General features: G+C 66.1%; 20 protein-coding genes. 6 read left to right on the top strand and 14 right to left on the bottom strand.

Annotation, left to right across the window (positions count from 1 at the left end; translation table 11 throughout):
- Window positions 1-17: 17 nt before the first annotated feature.
- The 3 genes from FHU13_RS25810 to FHU13_RS28105 all read right to left on the bottom strand — a co-directional run bounded on the left by FHU13_RS25810 (window position 18) and on the right by FHU13_RS28105 (window position 2938).
- The gene (locus FHU13_RS25810) at window positions 18-728 is read right to left on the bottom strand and encodes a response regulator transcription factor (protein WP_183438685.1); all 711 of its coding nucleotides are present in this window, start codon (window positions 726-728) and stop codon (window positions 18-20) included.
- Window position 729: 1 nt separating this feature from the next.
- Window positions 730-1905: a sensor histidine kinase gene (locus FHU13_RS25805; RefSeq protein ID WP_183438684.1), complete on the bottom strand. Its 1176-nt coding sequence runs from the start codon at window positions 1903-1905 to the stop codon at window positions 730-732.
- Between the two features lie 433 nt (window positions 1906-2338).
- A complete protein-coding gene (locus FHU13_RS28105; RefSeq protein WP_246714882.1) occupies window positions 2339-2938 on the bottom strand; it encodes a hypothetical protein in 600 nt (199 codons plus the stop codon).
- A 6-nt stretch (window positions 2939-2944) separates the two neighbouring features.
- Here FHU13_RS28105 and FHU13_RS28100 point away from each other — a divergent pair, with 6 nt between their 5' ends.
- The 4 genes from FHU13_RS28100 (at window position 2945) to FHU13_RS25785 (ending at window position 6525) form a co-directional block, all read left to right on the top strand.
- Entirely contained in the window at window positions 2945-3262 is a 318-nt protein-coding gene (locus FHU13_RS28100) for a LuxR C-terminal-related transcriptional regulator (protein ID WP_246714881.1), read from the top strand.
- A 191-nt stretch (window positions 3263-3453) separates the two neighbouring features.
- On the top strand, window positions 3454-4233 hold the full coding sequence (locus FHU13_RS25795; RefSeq protein ID WP_183438682.1) for a response regulator transcription factor: 780 nt from the start codon (window positions 3454-3456) through the stop codon (window positions 4231-4233).
- A gap of 104 nt (window positions 4234-4337) precedes the next feature.
- Window positions 4338-5156 (top strand): glycosyltransferase family 2 protein, encoded by an 819-nt coding sequence (locus FHU13_RS25790; RefSeq protein ID WP_183438681.1) that lies wholly within the window; start codon window positions 4338-4340, stop codon window positions 5154-5156.
- 181 nt (window positions 5157-5337) lie between these two features.
- Window positions 5338-6525: a hypothetical protein gene (locus tag FHU13_RS25785; protein ID WP_183438680.1), complete on the top strand. Its 1188-nt coding sequence runs from the start codon at window positions 5338-5340 to the stop codon at window positions 6523-6525.
- 312 nt (window positions 6526-6837) lie between these two features.
- Here FHU13_RS25785 and FHU13_RS25780 read toward each other — a convergent pair whose 3' ends face one another.
- The 11 genes from FHU13_RS25780 to FHU13_RS25730 form a co-directional block, all read right to left on the bottom strand.
- Window positions 6838-7350: a hypothetical protein gene (locus FHU13_RS25780; protein ID WP_183438679.1), complete on the bottom strand. Its 513-nt coding sequence runs from the start codon at window positions 7348-7350 to the stop codon at window positions 6838-6840.
- Window positions 7351-7674: 324 nt separating this feature from the next.
- The gene (locus tag FHU13_RS25775; protein ID WP_183438678.1) at window positions 7675-9366 is read right to left on the bottom strand and encodes a methyl-accepting chemotaxis protein; all 1692 of its coding nucleotides are present in this window, start codon (window positions 9364-9366) and stop codon (window positions 7675-7677) included.
- 315 nt (window positions 9367-9681) lie between these two features.
- On the bottom strand, window positions 9682-10848 hold the full coding sequence (locus FHU13_RS25770; RefSeq protein WP_183438677.1) for a hypothetical protein: 1167 nt from the start codon (window positions 10846-10848) through the stop codon (window positions 9682-9684).
- Between the two features lie 27 nt (window positions 10849-10875).
- On the bottom strand, window positions 10876-11187 hold the full coding sequence (locus FHU13_RS25765; RefSeq protein ID WP_183438676.1) for an AlpA family transcriptional regulator: 312 nt from the start codon (window positions 11185-11187) through the stop codon (window positions 10876-10878).
- The gene (locus FHU13_RS25760) at window positions 11184-11693 is read right to left on the bottom strand and encodes an HAD domain-containing protein (RefSeq protein ID WP_183438675.1); all 510 of its coding nucleotides are present in this window, start codon (window positions 11691-11693) and stop codon (window positions 11184-11186) included. Before FHU13_RS25760 ends, FHU13_RS25765 begins: the two co-directional genes overlap by 4 nt.
- Entirely contained in the window at window positions 11690-12076 is a 387-nt protein-coding gene (locus FHU13_RS25755) for a hypothetical protein (RefSeq protein WP_246714880.1), read from the bottom strand. The genes FHU13_RS25760 and FHU13_RS25755 overlap by 4 nt, the downstream gene beginning before the upstream one ends.
- A 473-nt stretch (window positions 12077-12549) precedes the next feature.
- On the bottom strand, window positions 12550-12942 hold the full coding sequence (locus FHU13_RS25750) for a hypothetical protein (RefSeq protein ID WP_183438674.1): 393 nt from the start codon (window positions 12940-12942) through the stop codon (window positions 12550-12552).
- A complete protein-coding gene (locus FHU13_RS25745; protein ID WP_183438673.1) occupies window positions 12936-13286 on the bottom strand; it encodes a helix-turn-helix domain-containing protein in 351 nt (116 codons plus the stop codon). Before FHU13_RS25745 ends, FHU13_RS25750 begins: the two co-directional genes overlap by 7 nt.
- Window positions 13287-13288: 2 nt before the next feature.
- Entirely contained in the window at window positions 13289-13672 is a 384-nt protein-coding gene (locus tag FHU13_RS25740; protein ID WP_183438672.1) for an HNH endonuclease, read from the bottom strand.
- A gap of 7 nt (window positions 13673-13679) precedes the next feature.
- Entirely contained in the window at window positions 13680-13961 is a 282-nt protein-coding gene (locus FHU13_RS25735) for a hypothetical protein (protein ID WP_183438671.1), read from the bottom strand.
- Between the two features lie 6 nt (window positions 13962-13967).
- Window positions 13968-14480 (bottom strand): hypothetical protein, encoded by a 513-nt coding sequence (locus tag FHU13_RS25730; protein ID WP_183438670.1) that lies wholly within the window; start codon window positions 14478-14480, stop codon window positions 13968-13970.
- Window positions 14481-14512: 32 nt separating this feature from the next.
- Between FHU13_RS25730 and FHU13_RS25725 the strand changes: the two genes are divergently transcribed.
- Together FHU13_RS25725 and FHU13_RS25720 are read left to right on the top strand one after the other, a co-directional pair.
- Window positions 14513-14911: a hypothetical protein gene (locus tag FHU13_RS25725; RefSeq protein ID WP_183438669.1), complete on the top strand. Its 399-nt coding sequence runs from the start codon at window positions 14513-14515 to the stop codon at window positions 14909-14911.
- A 57-nt stretch (window positions 14912-14968) separates the two neighbouring features.
- Window positions 14969-15535: a RusA family crossover junction endodeoxyribonuclease gene (locus tag FHU13_RS25720; RefSeq protein ID WP_312889651.1), complete on the top strand. Its 567-nt coding sequence runs from the start codon at window positions 14969-14971 to the stop codon at window positions 15533-15535.
- Window positions 15536-15540: the final 5 nt, after the last annotated feature.

Below are 15540 nucleotides of genomic sequence, written 5' to 3'. Positions count from 1 at the left end.
CGGTGTTTTCGAAAAGCTCACATCAAGGATGGTGGCCGATCCGATGAGGGTTGCCTATTCTCCGTCTCAAGCCAGCCCTGTCCGAGGGCGTAGCGGACGATGCTGGCGCGGGAGCGGAGACCGAGCTTCTTGCAGCCGCGGATCTTGTAGGTATCGACCGAAGCGACCGAGATCGAAATGGCGAGGCTGACCTCCTTCATCGTCATGCCGAGGGCGATGAGGCGGAGCACCTCACGCTCCCGCCCGGTGAGACCGCCCTCCTCGCCGGGATGGGGGGCGGGCGGACCGGCTTCCGTGCGTTCGGCTGGTGTGGGCGGTGCCCGCATCTCGGCATCGATGTAGCGGCCGCCGGAGACGACGGCCTTGATGGCTTCCAGCAGGCTGGTGCCGGCCGAGCGTTTCAGGACGTAGCCCTGGGCTCCGACGGTCAGCGCCTCGTCGACGAAGGCGAAATCCTCGTTGACCGTCAGGAACACGATGCGCACCGTTGAGCCCGCTTCGCGGAGCGCGCGGGCCACGGCGAGGCCGCTCATGCCGGTCATGGTGATGTCCATGACGACGACGTCGGGGTGTGCCCGGCGGATGAGATCCAGTGCGTGCCGGCCGTCGCTCGCCTCTCCCACGACCTCGATGCCGGCGGTCTCGCCGAGCAGGCCGCGCACGCCGCTTCTGAAGATCGGGTGATCATCGATCAGGGCGACCCTGACCCTTGTTTTCGCCGTGCCCACATCATCCCCCTGTCAGCGGCAAACGCGCTAGAATCGTCGTCCCGCCGCCGGGAGGCGATTCGATCATGAGCTTCCCTCCGAGCAGCGTCAGCCGCTCGCGCATCCCCGCAAGGCCGAACCCGCTCCCCGCGCGACGCTCCTCCGGCACCGGCTCGCCCGCGAGTCTCGCCACGAGTCCCGGCCCGTCATCCTCGATTGCCAGCGTGACGTCGGCGCGGGCGTATTGCAGGGTCACGGAGACGTGGCCCGCGCCCGATGCGTGCTTGACGACGTTGGTGAGTGCTTCCTGGACGAGCCGGAAGATCGTCACCTCGATCTCCGGCGTGAGGGGCACCGTGGTTCCGGAAAGCTGGAACTCGATGGGGATCCCGCACCGGTCCGACCATTCGCGCACGAGGCCGTTCAGGGCGAGGATGAGGCCGAGCTCGGTCAGCGTGACCGGGCGCAGCTCCCGAACCACCTGACGCAGGCTGGCCGAAATCGCATCGACCTGCTTCAGCATCGCTCCGACCTCCGTCGGCGAGGGCTCGCGCCGCAGACGATCCAGCCGCAGCTTCAGCCACGCGAGCTGTTGGCCCGCCTCGTCGTGAAGCTCGCGGGCGAGGCGTTCCCGCTCCGCCTGATGCGCCCGGTAGAGTTGGGCCAGAACCGCATCCCGGTCGCGCTCGGCCCGGGCCCGGGCCTGGGCGGTGCTGCGCAGATCGGCCAGAAGCAGGTCGCGCTCGCGCAGCAGCGATTGCAGGCGGCTCTGATAGCGCTCGCGCTCGGCGAGTTCACGCCGCAGCATCGCCGCCTCGCTCGCCAGCAGGTTGAAGCGCGCGTCCCGCACCGGCAGGAGCCGCAGGAGGACGAGGGGGTCGATGCTCTGCCGATTCAGGCGGCAGCCCCGGCAGTGGTAGCGGTACACCCCCGCTCCCCGCTTGACCGCGATCACGCCGGGAAGCGGCCTCCGCGTTGCACCGGCCCGAGCCAGAAAGGCCGTTGAGGCTCTGCCCGTGAGATGAATTCGGGCCGGATCCTCCCGCGTCAGCAGCAGTCGGGCGGGGTTGTTGGCATAGGCAACGCTGCCCGAGCAGGCAGCGACCAGGACGGGATCGCTGATCGCTTCGAGGGCCCGCACAGCCTCCGCGCTCAGCAGGCCCGTGCCGGTTGCTGCCGGTGCCACGTCCTGATCCATCGACGAGGCCCCCCTCGACATGTCAGCGGCTGAGCGTGCGGAGCCGAGTCGGTCGCCCCCATAATAGTCCTTGCGCGGGACGTGTGGGAGACGTTTTGCGCGAAGATGCGCGCGGCCCCTTCGTGGCCGAATTCATGAGCCGGCGGAGGTCGCCAGCCGCGATTACTGAGAACATCGAAGCCCCCTCGTTGCCTTCGGTTGCTGCGATGACATGATCCATATGAGTTATGTGCTGAGCACTGGATCAGGATCGCTTGGTCAACCGTAGGGTTGTAAGATACGAGTCTGCTGCATCGCGGTATATAACAAAAGTGGTTTGCGGATACCTCATAGTTGATAGCCCAAAGGGTGTATTCAGTGGTCGACCGTGGGACGACCGGGGTTTTTCTGGCTTCAGGCTACAACGCAAGTGAGGGTGTAAAATAATATTTGCCTATATAGGGTAGTCCCTTGAGAGAAACTTGCAGCTAGCAACCGGCATGCTAAGAGTCAGCGGCTTCGAGCTTTGCTGTGATGCGGCAGACCTGCGATCACATGCATCATTATAGTTTAAATCTGTGGGTCTCTTGTTACTTGGCGTTGTGCGGCGCCGTTGCTGACCTTTCGAGAACGATAAGCCAGGCTCCCTTTCGCTCGGAATAAGATCCTCAAGAAAATTCGGGCTTTCTAAAATATTTATCGCCGCCAGTGGAGTAGATGCATAGTTATGTGGCGGATCATTATCGCAGATGACCAGAAGAGCTTTCGCATCGGACTGCGGAAGGCTCTGGAGGTTGGTCCGAGCGGGATGATTATCGTCGATGTCTCCGGGGCAACGGAACTCATCAATCATCTTCGATTGCCACTGAAAACCGATCTCGTCATCGTCGGATCGCGCCTCCTTCCTGCTGGAGACCCGACCTATCTCGGGGCCCTGAAGCGAGCGGCCGGCGCGGCGCGCCTCCTGCTCGTCGTTCCGCATGCCTCGGCCGACCTCTTCCAGGATGCCCTGAGCCTCGGCTTCCACGGATTGATCATCCGTCGACAGCGCCACGAAGAGATGCTCGAAGCCATCCGCACGACGCTCGACGGCCGGCTCTACGCCCCCAACGCCATCCTGGCCGTGAAGCCGCCGGAGGCCGCCCCCGCGATGCGGCAGCCGGAGCGTGGTGCGCGAACGATCGGTCTGACCCTGCGTCAGCGCGAAGTTCTGGCCTTGATCGGCAAAGGCCTATCCAATCGAGAAATCGCGTTCGCATTGAGCATCGCGGAGGCGACGGTGAAGATCCATGTTTCCGCCGTGATCCGAATGCTCGGGGTGAGAAATCGAACTGAAGCCGCGCTTCTTGCACCGACCATCCTCAAGGGAAAAATCTAGTACGAAGTGAATAGGTCCTGTTGGGTGTCCAAGTTTTTTCTGACATGACATGGAGGCTCCCATTCGGTCTAGTTAATTTGTGCCTAACATCCTGCGACGCACAATATGTCTGTGCGGAAGGCCCGAATAGAACGGGATATCCAGGAAGATTCGGCGCGGGAGGTTTTCGGCAGATCAGGGGAGTAGCTCCGATGGAACACATCGATACGCTGATTGTCAGCGACAATCGTATGGTCAGAGAAAGTTTGGTCGCGCTTCTCTCCGACACCCGCTTCACGGTGCGGCAGGTCGCGGCCAGTCCAGCGCTGCCCCTGTCCGGTCTCAAGGCGGCACGCTTGGCGCTCGTCGTCATCGATGAGGAGGCGGCGGGCCTTGTCGGGCAGGTCGCCGAAGCGCTGCCCGAGGTGAAGATCGTGGCACTCGCGCTGCGCGACACCGAAGGGCTGATGCTGCGCAGCCTCCAACTCGGCGCCTCGGCCTATCTGACCGAGGACGTTTCTCCCGCCGATCTCCTCAAGACCTTGGAGGTGGTGATCGCCGATTGCGCCGTGCTGCCGATGAGCTTCCTCGGGCGTCTGTGCCTGGCCGTCGACCCGGTGCGGGCCCCCGGCCCGGTCGCCGCTCTGACCGGGCTTCAGCGGGCGGACGGAACCTCGCTCTCCAGCCTGTCGAGTCGCGAGGTCAATATCCTCGAAGGCCTCGCTTTGGGGGAGTCCAACAAGGTCATCGCCCGCAACCTCGACATCGCGGAGGCCACGGTCAAGGTCCACGTCAAGGCAATCCTGCGCAAGGTCCGGGTGAAGAACCGGACGCAAGCCGCGGTCTGGGCGATGAACAAGGGCATCGTGAGCCACGGAAGCGCCCCCGCCGAGCGATACGGAAGCCTCGTTCCCCCCCTCCCCCTGGTCGCGGGCCGTGACGGCTTCTCCTCGGGCGCTCTCTCCTCCGGGATCCTGGCGGCCGTCGCCTGACGACGTCCGCGGCGCCGTGAGGGCCGGCGCCGCCGCTCCCGCAGCACCCGTGCGATCCCAATGCGGTCCAGGGGCCAACCGAGTCAGAGACGAGGAAGCCGGCGATGAAGGTGTCCGTGGTCACCCCGACGCTCAACGGCGTCGAATACCTGCGCGAATGCATCGAATCCTCGCGTGCCAGTGCCCGCAACGGCATCGAGGTCGAGCACCTGATCGTCGATGCCGGCAGCACCGATGGCACCGTGGAACTCGCCCGAAGCCTCGGCGCGACGGTGCTCCAGGGCAAGGATCGCGGCATCTTCGACGCGATCAACAAGGGCTCCTTCGCCGCCTCTGGCGAATTGCTCGGTTTCCTGGGTGCCGACGACGTGCTGCTCGAAGGCGGCCTGGAGGCCGTGGTCGCGGCCTACCGGAATCACCGTCGGCGCTGGGTCGTTGGCGGAATCCGCTGGATCGACGGGCGCGGCCGGAGTCTGGGTGGGCTGGCCGCCCCGCCCAACTGGATGACACCGCGCATGCTCGTGTGCCTCGGGTGGAACCCGGTCATGCACATGGCGACCTACATCTCGCGCGACTTCTATGCCGAACTCGGCGGGTTCGATCACGCATTCAAGGATTGCGGCGACTACGAGATGTTCTGCCGCGCCCTGGCGCGGGAGCCCTATGCGCGCGTCGGCCGCCCGGTGGCCTGCTTCCGCCGCACAGGGCAGAACAACAGCGCCAATCTCGCCCACAAGGCGCGGGCGCTGGGCGAGGTCGCCCAGGTGAAGGCGGTGCATGGACCGTCCTCTCGCGCGGAGGAGCGGTTCTGGCGCTACGCGCTGAAGGGCTACTTCAATGCCCGCAACCCGGATTGGCTCGTCAGCAAGCAGATTGATCTCGGTCGCAGCCGGCTGAAGCTTCAGCCGTACGCCCATTTCTGATGTCCCGTGCGGCTTCTCGGCGATCGCGCCCGCGCGCCCGTCGGGAGGGTCTCCGCCACCGGCCGGGAGATCGCGCAGACTTCGCGGGGCGAGAGCCGCACCGCCCGATCGGAGCCGCGGGCACCAGGCCGGATCCGGGCTGCGGCGGGAAGACCAACTCGGAGGCCGCCGGGGAACTGCCATGGAGACGGTGAGCGAGAGCCCCGGCGCGGCGGTGCCGGAAGGTCCTCCGGGGCCTCCGCGAATCCTCGAACTCGGCCTGATGCCGCTCGTCGCCGCCGCCTTCCCCGAGCGCACGACGTTCCTCGACACGCGGCTGCGCTGGGCCGATGTCAGGACTCGTGCGCCCCATTCTGGCAGCCTGCCCGTGCGGTTTCTGAGGCTGGCGCGGCGGGTCGCCGGCCTCGGCTACACCTGCCTCGTCCAGGACTATGACATCGTCGTGGCCCGCTGCGTCGGCCCCGTGAACAGCGCCGGTCGCCCGCTGTCCGTCCACGCGGCCTTGAGCCTGATCGGCCTCGCCTTCCGCGGGCTCGTCCTGTTCGCCGCACGCGGCAGCCGCGTCCGGCTCGCGATCCTGGACGTCACCGATCATCTCACGATCCACCCGCGCGACCGCGCCTTCCTTCGCCGCTGCGACCTGTTCTTCAAGCGGGAACTCGCCGCCAACCGTTGGAACACCCTCGAGACGGTGTTGCCCCGCGGCGCCTGCGCCGGCCATGCCCGACAGGATCCCGCCTGCCTCGCGCTCCGGGCCAAGCTGCGCCCCTTCGCCCTCGGGATCGAGGCCGCGGCGCTGAAGTCGCCGGTTCCGGCCTCCGCGCGCAGCCATGACCTGTTCTATGTCGGCTCGGCACAGGGGATCACCTTCCGCGAGGCCGTGAACGGCGTCCTGCCGCGCCTGGCTGCCCGGGGCTGGCGCATCCACGCACCCACGCACCGACTGAGCCGAGAGGCTTTCGCCGAGGCAATCGCCGGGAGCCGGTTCTGCCTGTCGCCGGGCGGTGTCGGATGGGATTGTTACCGGCACTACGAAGTCGCGGCGCTGGGCAGTGTCCCGATCTTCGATACCCGCCCGCTGACCGGCATCGAACCCTTCCTGCACGGCCGCGAAGGCTTCTACCTCGACCCGCAGGAGGATCTGGAACGCGCCCTCGACCTCCTGCTGCGCACCGACGACGCCGGGGTCGATCGGATGACGGCTGCGGCTCAGGCTCTGGTCGAACGGGTCTACACCTTCGACGCGCTGGCCCGTTACGTCATCAATGAGACGCTGGCACTGGGGCCAGTCGCCCGGCCGGTCCCCCCGTCCGCAGAGGAGTCACTCGTCACGGCCGAGGCCGGCTATCGGCGGCCCTCGTTGAACTGACTCCGGCATTTTCCCGCACACGATCGGACCTGCCTTGCGAAAGGAGAACCGTGGCCGCAGGGCCTCACCACCCTGATCGCGCGTGCAGCCATGTTGACGTGGCGCCCGGCACAGCCTATCTGACGCCAGCACCGAGTGCGGGGACACGGCAAACGCTTCCCCGACCGCGCCCAGCCCGAAGCGGCCGGACACGCGAAGGCTCCGGTGGGGGATAGTTTAACGGTAGATTAAAAGACTATCAGAAAAATCGAGATTTTGCAGCTACTTAGCCGAAATCTTGGAAACTACCTCCCCAAAATTTCCTCTTAAATCTCAACGGTGGCACCTCTGTTTGGAAACGCTTTTGGGCGCCTTCGCGTCCGCTGGCGGGTCCAGTCTGGCGATCGCGTGCGCAACCGTACGTAGGGCCTCGTAGCCCCACGGTCCCATGCCGTAATTGACGATGCGGCACACGAGGCGGACGTTGCTCGGCACGTAGCCGGATCGACTGTCGACCCGGTCGAGGCTGGGTGCGAACGGGCGCAGGAACTTCTCGTTCACGTCTCCGCTCAGGTCGAATGGAAGACCGCTCACCGCGCAGAGCCCCTTCTGCTCGGCCAGCATGGCGAGCAGCCGATCCTCCTTCAGGTCGTACGCCCAGCCCTTCAGCCTCGCTCGCGATCTCGAAGTGGTGATGAGCCTCTTCATGTAGAGAGCGATGTCGCTCCGGCTTGCGGAGCTTGCGAGGATACTCCTGCTCTCCCGCTCCGCCTCGTCGGGATCATCGGATAGCCTGGTCCTCGGCAGTCCAAGCTCCTTCGGGAAGCGAGTGTAGTGACGGATCACGCCTTTCTGGTTGCAGACCCGATGAACGTAGCTTGGCATTTTCGCTCGATCGAAAAGGGGGCAACAGGCAGCGTTCAGTTCTGGGATCGGGGAGCCGCTATCGACCCTGCGCGGACCTTAAATCCTGACCTCTGTAACGACCGGATCAGATGGGAGGTGGACGCTGCGGCGTTAGTAACGAGAGCCGCCATTCGTCTGACTAGCCTCTCGGCTGTGGTGCTAACAAGGTGAGGCTTGCTTCAAGCGCACTGTTCTGTCGCCCATGCAAAAGAGCCCGCCGCGGCGGCTGCCGGACGGGCTCCAGACGCGTGAGTGTGGTGTTCTTTACGCCGCCTTCACACCTGTCAGGAAGGTGGAGACCTCATGAGTGAGGCCTTCCGAGTGCCGTGCCAGTTCCTGCGCCGCGCTCAGCACCTGTGAAGCTGCCGCGCTCGTCTGGCCAGCGCCTGCCTGCACTGAACCGATGTTGTGAGTCACCTGCTCCGTACCTTGTGCAGCCTGCTGCACGTTGCGCGTGATCTCTTGGGTGGCTGCGCCCTGCTCCTCCATCGCCGCCGCGATGCTTGCTGCGTAGGTGGACATCTCGCCGATCACGCGGCCAATCTGCTGAATATCGGTGACCGCCTCCTGCGTGGCAGCCTGGATCTCGGCAATCCGCTCACCGATCTCGCTCGTGGCGCGGCCGGTCTGGCCCGCCAGTTCCTTGACCTCGGCTGCAACGACCGCGAAGCCGCGTCCGGCCTCACCCGCACGGGCCGCTTCGATCGTGGCGTTGAGTGCCAACAGATTGGTTTGGCTCGCAATATCCGAGATCAGTGACACTGCGGTGCTGATGCGCTCGGCCGTGCCAGCAAGCCTCTGAACCGTGGCGTCGGTCCGACGAGCTGTTTCGACGGCGCGATCGGCGATACGCGCCGATTGGCTTACTTGCTGAACGATCTCCGCTACAGACGCGGCCATCTCCTCACTTGCCGCTGCCACGGTCTGCACGTTGGCAGAAGTCTGCTGAGCCGCGCTAGCCACGGAGACACTCTGATGCGTCGTCTCGTCGGCGGTCGCGGTCATCGCACGGGCCGTCGCCTCCATCTCGTTGGCCGCTCCGGCAAGCCCCTGAGTGAGCATGGAGACGCTGCGCTCGAACGTTTTAGTAAGGTCGTCCAGCAGGTTGGCGCGGCGCATCTTGGCTTGGTTCTCCGCCTCCTGAGCGGCAGCCAGCTGACGAGCCTCGATGGCATTGTCCTTGAACACCTGAAGCGAGCGTGCCAGCGAGCCGACTTCATCTCGGCGATCAGTCTCAGTCACGGCGACGTCCAGGTCACCGGCAGCCAAACGCCCCATAGCCGTGGTCATAGCATCAAGAGGGCGAGCGATACCGAAGGTCGCAATGGCAGCGAGAAGCGCAGTAGCCGCAATGAGGCCTGCTGCTGCTACAGCAGTAAGCGTCGCAGTGGCTGACGCGGCGACCTCGGAGGCGCGCTCCTTGGCAGCTTTCAGCTCCTGCAGGTCGGCCGCAATACGCTTATTGACCTCGGCGATCAGCTTCAGCCGAACCTCACGGCTCGTGCTGCCCGAGATTTTGGCAGCCATGCCCTTGTCGCCTTTCATGCCATAGCCGATGCCGCTTTCGGCAGATGCAAGGTAGTCAACAAGCAGGCGCTTGATCTCCTCATTGACAACTCGGCGCTCCGGCGAGCTGGACAGTGCAATCAGCTCATCGGCTGTGGCGAGTGCCTTCCGCTTGTCCTCTTTGAGCTGATTGAACTGCTTGGCAAGCACGCTCGGGTCGGTCTCAATGATGATGTTCTTGTCGCGGATCGTGATTTCGTCCAGTGCGAAGGAAAGTTGCTGAATTCTTATGGTACGTGCCGCACTGACCTCGACGATTTCGTGCGTGTTCTGATCAAGCGTGCTGAGACTGGCTCGCGCTAGCAGGACCATACCTGCCGACACAGCGATCAGAACCACCGCCGGAATCGCCAATTTAAGTGTCAGTCGGAGGTTATTCAGGAAGCGCATCTGGCACACAGCATGGGAACTAACGAATGTTATGCTGCGGCCCCGTCGCAGCTGTAGGGCCTCTTTTCAGGTCTCAACCTTGCCGAAAGCTTAAAGTGCCAGTCAGCAAACATCTTCCTGCCATGCAGTGCGCCGCGCTGCGTTCTTGGAGAGCTTGGGCGAGACCAAGTTGCCTGATTTCGGCTGAGTGAGTCGCAATTAAGCCTGGAAAACATCAGATGAAGATCTGTGCCGCGACACGGCGCGATCCGGACATTCATTTCACGATGGCTAAACAGCCGCTTTCCGCCCCAAGGAGGCATTGAGAGGCAGGCTTCAGGCTGTGCCTACGAGCTTCAGCCGACGCCGCCCGGCTTCTGCAACCTCTACTTGGTCCCGGAACCGGATGTAGCGCTGAACCATCGGCAGGCTCATGCCGATATCATTCGAGACCTGCTGCGGGTCATGGCCGGCATTCAGGCGCACCAACACACCGGTCCCGCGCAGACCGTGGATGGTCGGTCCCCTCGCCTCCTCCGGCTCGATGTCCCAATCGTAGCGCTCGACCTGGGTGGCGAGCCACTTCCGCCACTTCCCGCACAGTTCGGTCCCGGTCCCGGTCTCCAGCCAGCGCGTCCAGCGGGCGCGGAGCCGGTCAGGCGTGTAGGCCTGGGCGCGCGGCGTGAAGAGGTAGAGATCCGGGTGGATGCGCGCGATCGGCGCCTTCCAGCGCGTGTTCTCGAACAGGATCGGCTCGCCGGCCCACTGCTCCAGCAGGAGCGCGTCGGCCGTCGTCAGCGGCACCCGGAAGGCCCGGCGCTTCTTCCGCGTCTTCTGCGGGCGACACCAGATCCCGCACCCGTCCCGGTGCACGGGACCCATGCGGACAAGATCGCTCTCGCGCTGGCAGGTCATCACGCCGAGGCGCACCATCCGGACGAGGTCGGCCGGGCCCTTCGCGAGCACGAACTCTTGCGCCCAGACCGGCCACGGGACGTGCCCGCGGTCGGGGATCTCAAGCCCGGGCACGACCTCGAACGGATTGAACGGGCGACGCCCGAGATGGCCGAACGGAGCGGCCCAAGACCAGAGCGTCCCGCCGACGGCGAGCATCTGGTTCGCCATGACGGGCGTCTCCTTCATGGAGTCGCGCAGCACGAGGACGTGTCGCGGCTCCAGCGATACGGCCGGCAAGTGCCCCCACCCTTCCGGGTTGGCGAAGCGGTTGAGGTGCACGGCGTAGCTCGCTTGGGTCGACTCGGCGCACGAGCGGAACGCCTCGCTCTCGCGGTACAGGTCGACCACCCAGGCGATTGATCCGGCCGGCGCCTTGGTGCTCGCGATACGAAGCCCGCGGATGCGCTCCCAGAACTCCGGCGATTCGGGATCACTGCCGAGAGCAATCGCCTTGCCCTCGCGCTTCGTGCCGCGTCCGGGATGCCAATAGTAGTAGCACTTCCCGTTGGGCTTCTTGACCCTACGAACCTCGCTGGGCAGGTCCACGCCGACGCTCCGTTCTCTTGGCACCGGTTACCCCTGCGATCCTGGCCAGAAGGGATCGGGACCATCTGCCGACGGCCCGCAGGTCGCAACAGGATCTTCGGTCTGGCCGTAGCGCCGCCGGATTTCCGGCCGCCCAGACGGGTCGCTCATCCATGCGTCGACGTCGACCCAGCGCCACCGCGGCGGATCAAGGTTCGGCACGGCCGGCGGCGCTTGGCCGTCCCGCACCCACCGCTCCCATGTGCCGCGTGAGATGTTGAACTCGGATGCGCAGCCGCCGGCGTCCGGATAGGCCCGGGTGCGCGGAGACAGGTTGAGGGCAGCCTTCGGCAGGGTCACGTCCCGTCGCCTCGTGCGGTGGTGGTGGATGGGGTCGGGGCGGTGCGGGCCAGCAGGGCGATCAGCCGGTCGGCGTGCTCGCGGGTCAGCCCGTGCTCAAAGCTGGTCTGAACGAAGCGCGGCATCTGCTCGGGCAGCATGTCCCCGTCGTCGTCCACGATGGCGTAGGAGGGCGAGCCGTTGCGGCTGAGCCAGTCCGCGATCTCCGTGCCGCGCACTGGCGCCGCCGGGTCGTCGGTGCTGAACTCGGGCGTGCGCCAATCGCGGCGGAACCGGGCCTTCAGGCCGTAGTCGCGCAGGATGTGCCGGCAGCCGCCCTTGCCCTGGCCGATACCCTTGCGCCACGTCGAAGAGACGACGAGGCGGCAGCCGGTAGCCGCGATGACCTCGTTGAGCAGAGCGACCTTCGCGCGGTCGATCTTGTGCCGCTGGCCCCGCAGGCTCGCCCAGCATTCGCGCGAGTTCAGCACGCCGTCGATATCGAGGAAGAGGACCGGCGCGCTCAAGACCGCCCTCCTTCGATCTCGGACGGGGTAAGCCGTTCAGCGTCCGTTGCTACGGCGTTCCCGCTGCACTGTCGGATTTTTGCAAGGGACACGTTTTGTCCGGAAAGATCTTTCCGGCTCGCGGAGGCCTTCCAGTTCCGGCAGGCCGGCGCGGTCGTGAGCACGTCGGTGCCCTTCCCGCCGGTCCAGTGCCGCTCCATCAACCAGCACTTCCGATAAACCTTGGCGAGCCGCTTCCGCACCAAGTACTCGCAGGTGCCGCAGCTCTCGCCCTTTGGCCCGGTGCCGGGCAACGCGGCATAGCCTTTGGCCTGTGTGCCGCCGCGCAGTTGCCGGCGCTCGCTCGGCGTCAGGGCGCGGTCGAGGTTGAAGAGGTCACCCACGGGCGCCCCCCTGCTGCGCGAGGGCATTCATGCGGCGGCTGCGTTAACCATGTCGGAGAAACCAGCCGCCTCAGCGCAACCACAGGTGAAATCGCGCGGTTGACTGCTTGTGGGGATTGGCAGCTTCAGCTCTGGCAGGAGGCGCGCGATGCTCAGTGAGCGTAGGAGGATAACTCGATTAAATGCTTCTAGGATCGGCAGCCTGATCCTTCCCAGCTCTTCTGATTGGAAAGAGTGCTTAGTTTGGGACCAGGATGAACTTCGAGCCGTGATTTGGCTCGATTTCAAATTAAAATTGCCTTCAAGTCTCATATTGAGCATTGCGAGCATTAGATTTGCTAGAGCGTGCCGGGTCGTCTGGTCGGACGGACATATCCACGGCCTCGAGTTCATCCCGAACAGCCGTCTGCCGGCCGCCGCCCAGGTGCTCTCGGGAGCGCCGCCCGGGACGCTGTCGATGATGAGCGGGCGCATTAGGCTGCCTTTCCGTTGCGAGGTGGGGCACCTGTGAGGGCGGCGAAGGCGCGGGCGATGAGGCTGCGGCCCGAGGGGCTGACAGCCTCGCTCGCGGTCGTCGACGCAGGGCGCCCGCTCTGCTCGTCCCCGACGAAGCGGCGGATCTGCGCCAGCGCGTGCGCGGTCTGCGCGAGCAGCGCCGACTCCCGATCCATCTCGCCGAGGTCTTCCTCGACGGCCGGGAAGTCGTGCGGGGCGATGCGGTGCTCGTCCTCACCGACGGGCGCGAACTGCTGCTGCAGCATCCGCTCGCCCTGGCGGCTGGCCAGGGCGCGGCGCGCGGAGAGTGCCAGCAGCCCGGCGGAGAGCTTGTCCCAATCGGTGGCGGCGAGATCGGCGGGGTTCAGCATGACGCGCGCTCCACGCTGGCGCGGCGCAGCCCAACAAGCTCGCGGATGGCAGCACGATCGCCCGGCGGCAGGCTGTGGTAAGCCTCGAGGAGGCGGCGATCCTCCGCGGGGAGAACCACGGGGCCCGGCTCAAGCAGGCGCGCCGGCTCCAGGCCGAGCGCGTCGGCGATCTCCTCGCGTCTCTGGAACGGGATCAACTCGCGGCCCCGCTCCCAGCGCGAGACCGTTGCGGCGGAGACGCCGAGCGCATTCGCTACGTCGGTGAGGGTCAGACCCTTCCGCTTGCGATGGTGGCGGATCGTAGCGCCCGCATGGGTCGGTGTTTCGGGACGGGAGACGGGCACGGTCAGCGCTCCACGTAAATCGAACGGGGCGGAAGGGACGGTTTGCTGAGGGGCGACGAGGCCCGGCGCTGCGGCGGACGCTTCGGCATGGGCGCGCTACGGATTGGCCGGTGCGGCGCGGTCCGGATGCCATGATGTGCATCTTCCCGGCGCTGAGCCTCGGCGCGGTCCGCGGCGTCCTTCTTCGTCTTGGACTTGTGGCAGTCGGTGCAGAGCACTTGGCAGTTCGAGAGAACCGGCTCGCCGCCCATCCAATCGGGGATGCGGTGGTCGTACTGAAACTTGCCGGTGGTCAGCCGGCAGCCGCAGCCAGCGCCTTCGCAGTGGCCGGCGGCGCGCACAAAGGCATCGCGACGGACCTTCTTCGGGAATTCGGTGCGGCTCATGCTGGCCTCACATCCACCCGTGAGCACGGGCGCAGGCCACGACCGCCAGGACGCAGAGGACGACGATCGAGCCCATACCGGCAGCGATCGAGGCGGCGGAGACATCGACGGAAGGCTCAGCGGCCGGGCGCGAAGTGGACATGGCGGGCCTGTTGTCGTTCGAGGTCGGGGGAAGGGCCCGCAGCGGCGGGACGAGGCGCTGGCACCGGTCGATGAAGAGGCGGGCACCGGAGGCGTAGGCGGCCAGCGCAATCCCGGCCGCGAGGAGATCCTGGGCCAGGGCGATCACGGTGGATCAGGCCGCAGCGGGAGAGACGAAGCCGGCCTCGTGCGTGGCGTGCGTCGACGCGGGTGCGGCACTCTTGCCGTAGGGATGTGCCGCATCGAGGCGGGCGAGTTCGGCGCCGACCGCGTGCGCACGGTCGATCATGGATCGCTCGGCCACTTCGACCGCATCAACCCGACACATCGCGGTGCGGGTGATGTTCCGGTCGTTGTGCTGGATGCGCTGGGCCTGCGCCTCCGCGAGGTCGGCCTCGCTGGCATAGGTGCCGGTGGTGCCCGCGAGCGCGTTCCGGCAGGTGGCGCGGAGGCTGATCATCGCCTCCTCCAGACGCAGCCGGACCATGTTCGCGCTCTGCGACCCGCGCGGGCCGAGCTGCGCGCTGGTGGCGTCGCCGATGGCGATTTTGCGGACCACGTCGCTATACGCCAGCGCCGCGAGATGCAGGTGCTCGACCGCGTCAGCGAGGTCGAGAGACGAGATGGCAGGCTCGGGCTGGTCGGCCTGGCTGAACGGCGCGCACATGGGTGGCCTCGTCGGGCTGGTGTTGCGGGAAGGTGAAAGGGCGCGCCGAAGCGCGGCAGGCTCAGGCGGCGCGGGCGGGCTCGGCTTCGTCGGCAGTGAGGTCCAGCGCGACGGCGAGGCGTTCGCGGGCGGTCAAGGACTGCATCCGCGCCGTTGCGCGGCGGCTCCGCGAACCTCACGGTTCGATCCTGGCGTTGCTTTATCGGGACCCCAAAGACGTCCGCTCCCGGCTGGTCCAGGCGCTGGCGGATGAGGTTGAGCGCACTGTTCGCGGGGAGATCGCGTCCCTTGAAAATGAGCTTTTGGCAGTCCGTCTGGGCGCTGCTCGCCGTACTGAGAACGAGCTTGCGGAAATCGAGGCGGACCTCGCGGGACTGAAAGCCCGCCTGTGTCCAACCGCATCGCCCACCATCAGCCCGCCGACCGGCTGACGCCTGACGCGCACCGTCGCCGGGCGGTCCCCGGCACCCTGACCGATGGAGGCGCATGTGATCGCACTGCGCGCAAGCGACGTATTGCCGAAAGGGAAACGGCCGCGCCTCAAGCCAGAGGACCGCCCGATCTACGCGCAGCGCCGGATCATGCCCTCCGTCGAGATCCGCTTCCCGCTGCCGCCGAGCACGAACAGCCTCTTCGCCAACGTCGTCGGCCGCGGTCGCGTGAAGACGACGAAGTACCGGGCATGGCGCCAGCAGGCCGTGCTCCTGATCGACGTGCAGCGCCCCGGCCGGATGGCCGGCCCCTGCGATGTCGTGATCTACCTGCCGCCCTTCAGCGGCGACCTCGACAATCGGGTGAAGCCTTGCCTCGACGCGGCGGTCGAGGCGGGCGTGCTCGCTGACGACGGCCAGCGCTACGTGCGCCGCAAGACCGTCGAGATCGATTGCGCCGCCACCGACGTCCGCATGGTCTTCACCATGCCCTCCATCGAAGAGCAGGACCGCGCCGAGATCGAGGTCCGCGCACGCGAGCGCCAGAGCGTCGCGCACATCGCCGCCGCCCTCGGTCTCGACGAGGGCCACGTCCGCACCGTGCTGGCGGAGGTCGGACAATGAGCCAG

The sequence above is a fragment of the Methylobacterium sp. R2-1 genome (genome assembly GCF_014191355.1).
GTDB lineage: Bacteria > Pseudomonadota > Alphaproteobacteria > Rhizobiales > Beijerinckiaceae > Methylobacterium.
Note: the sequence above shows the minus strand (reverse complement) of the source record. Positions and strands in the feature narration are given on the sequence as shown.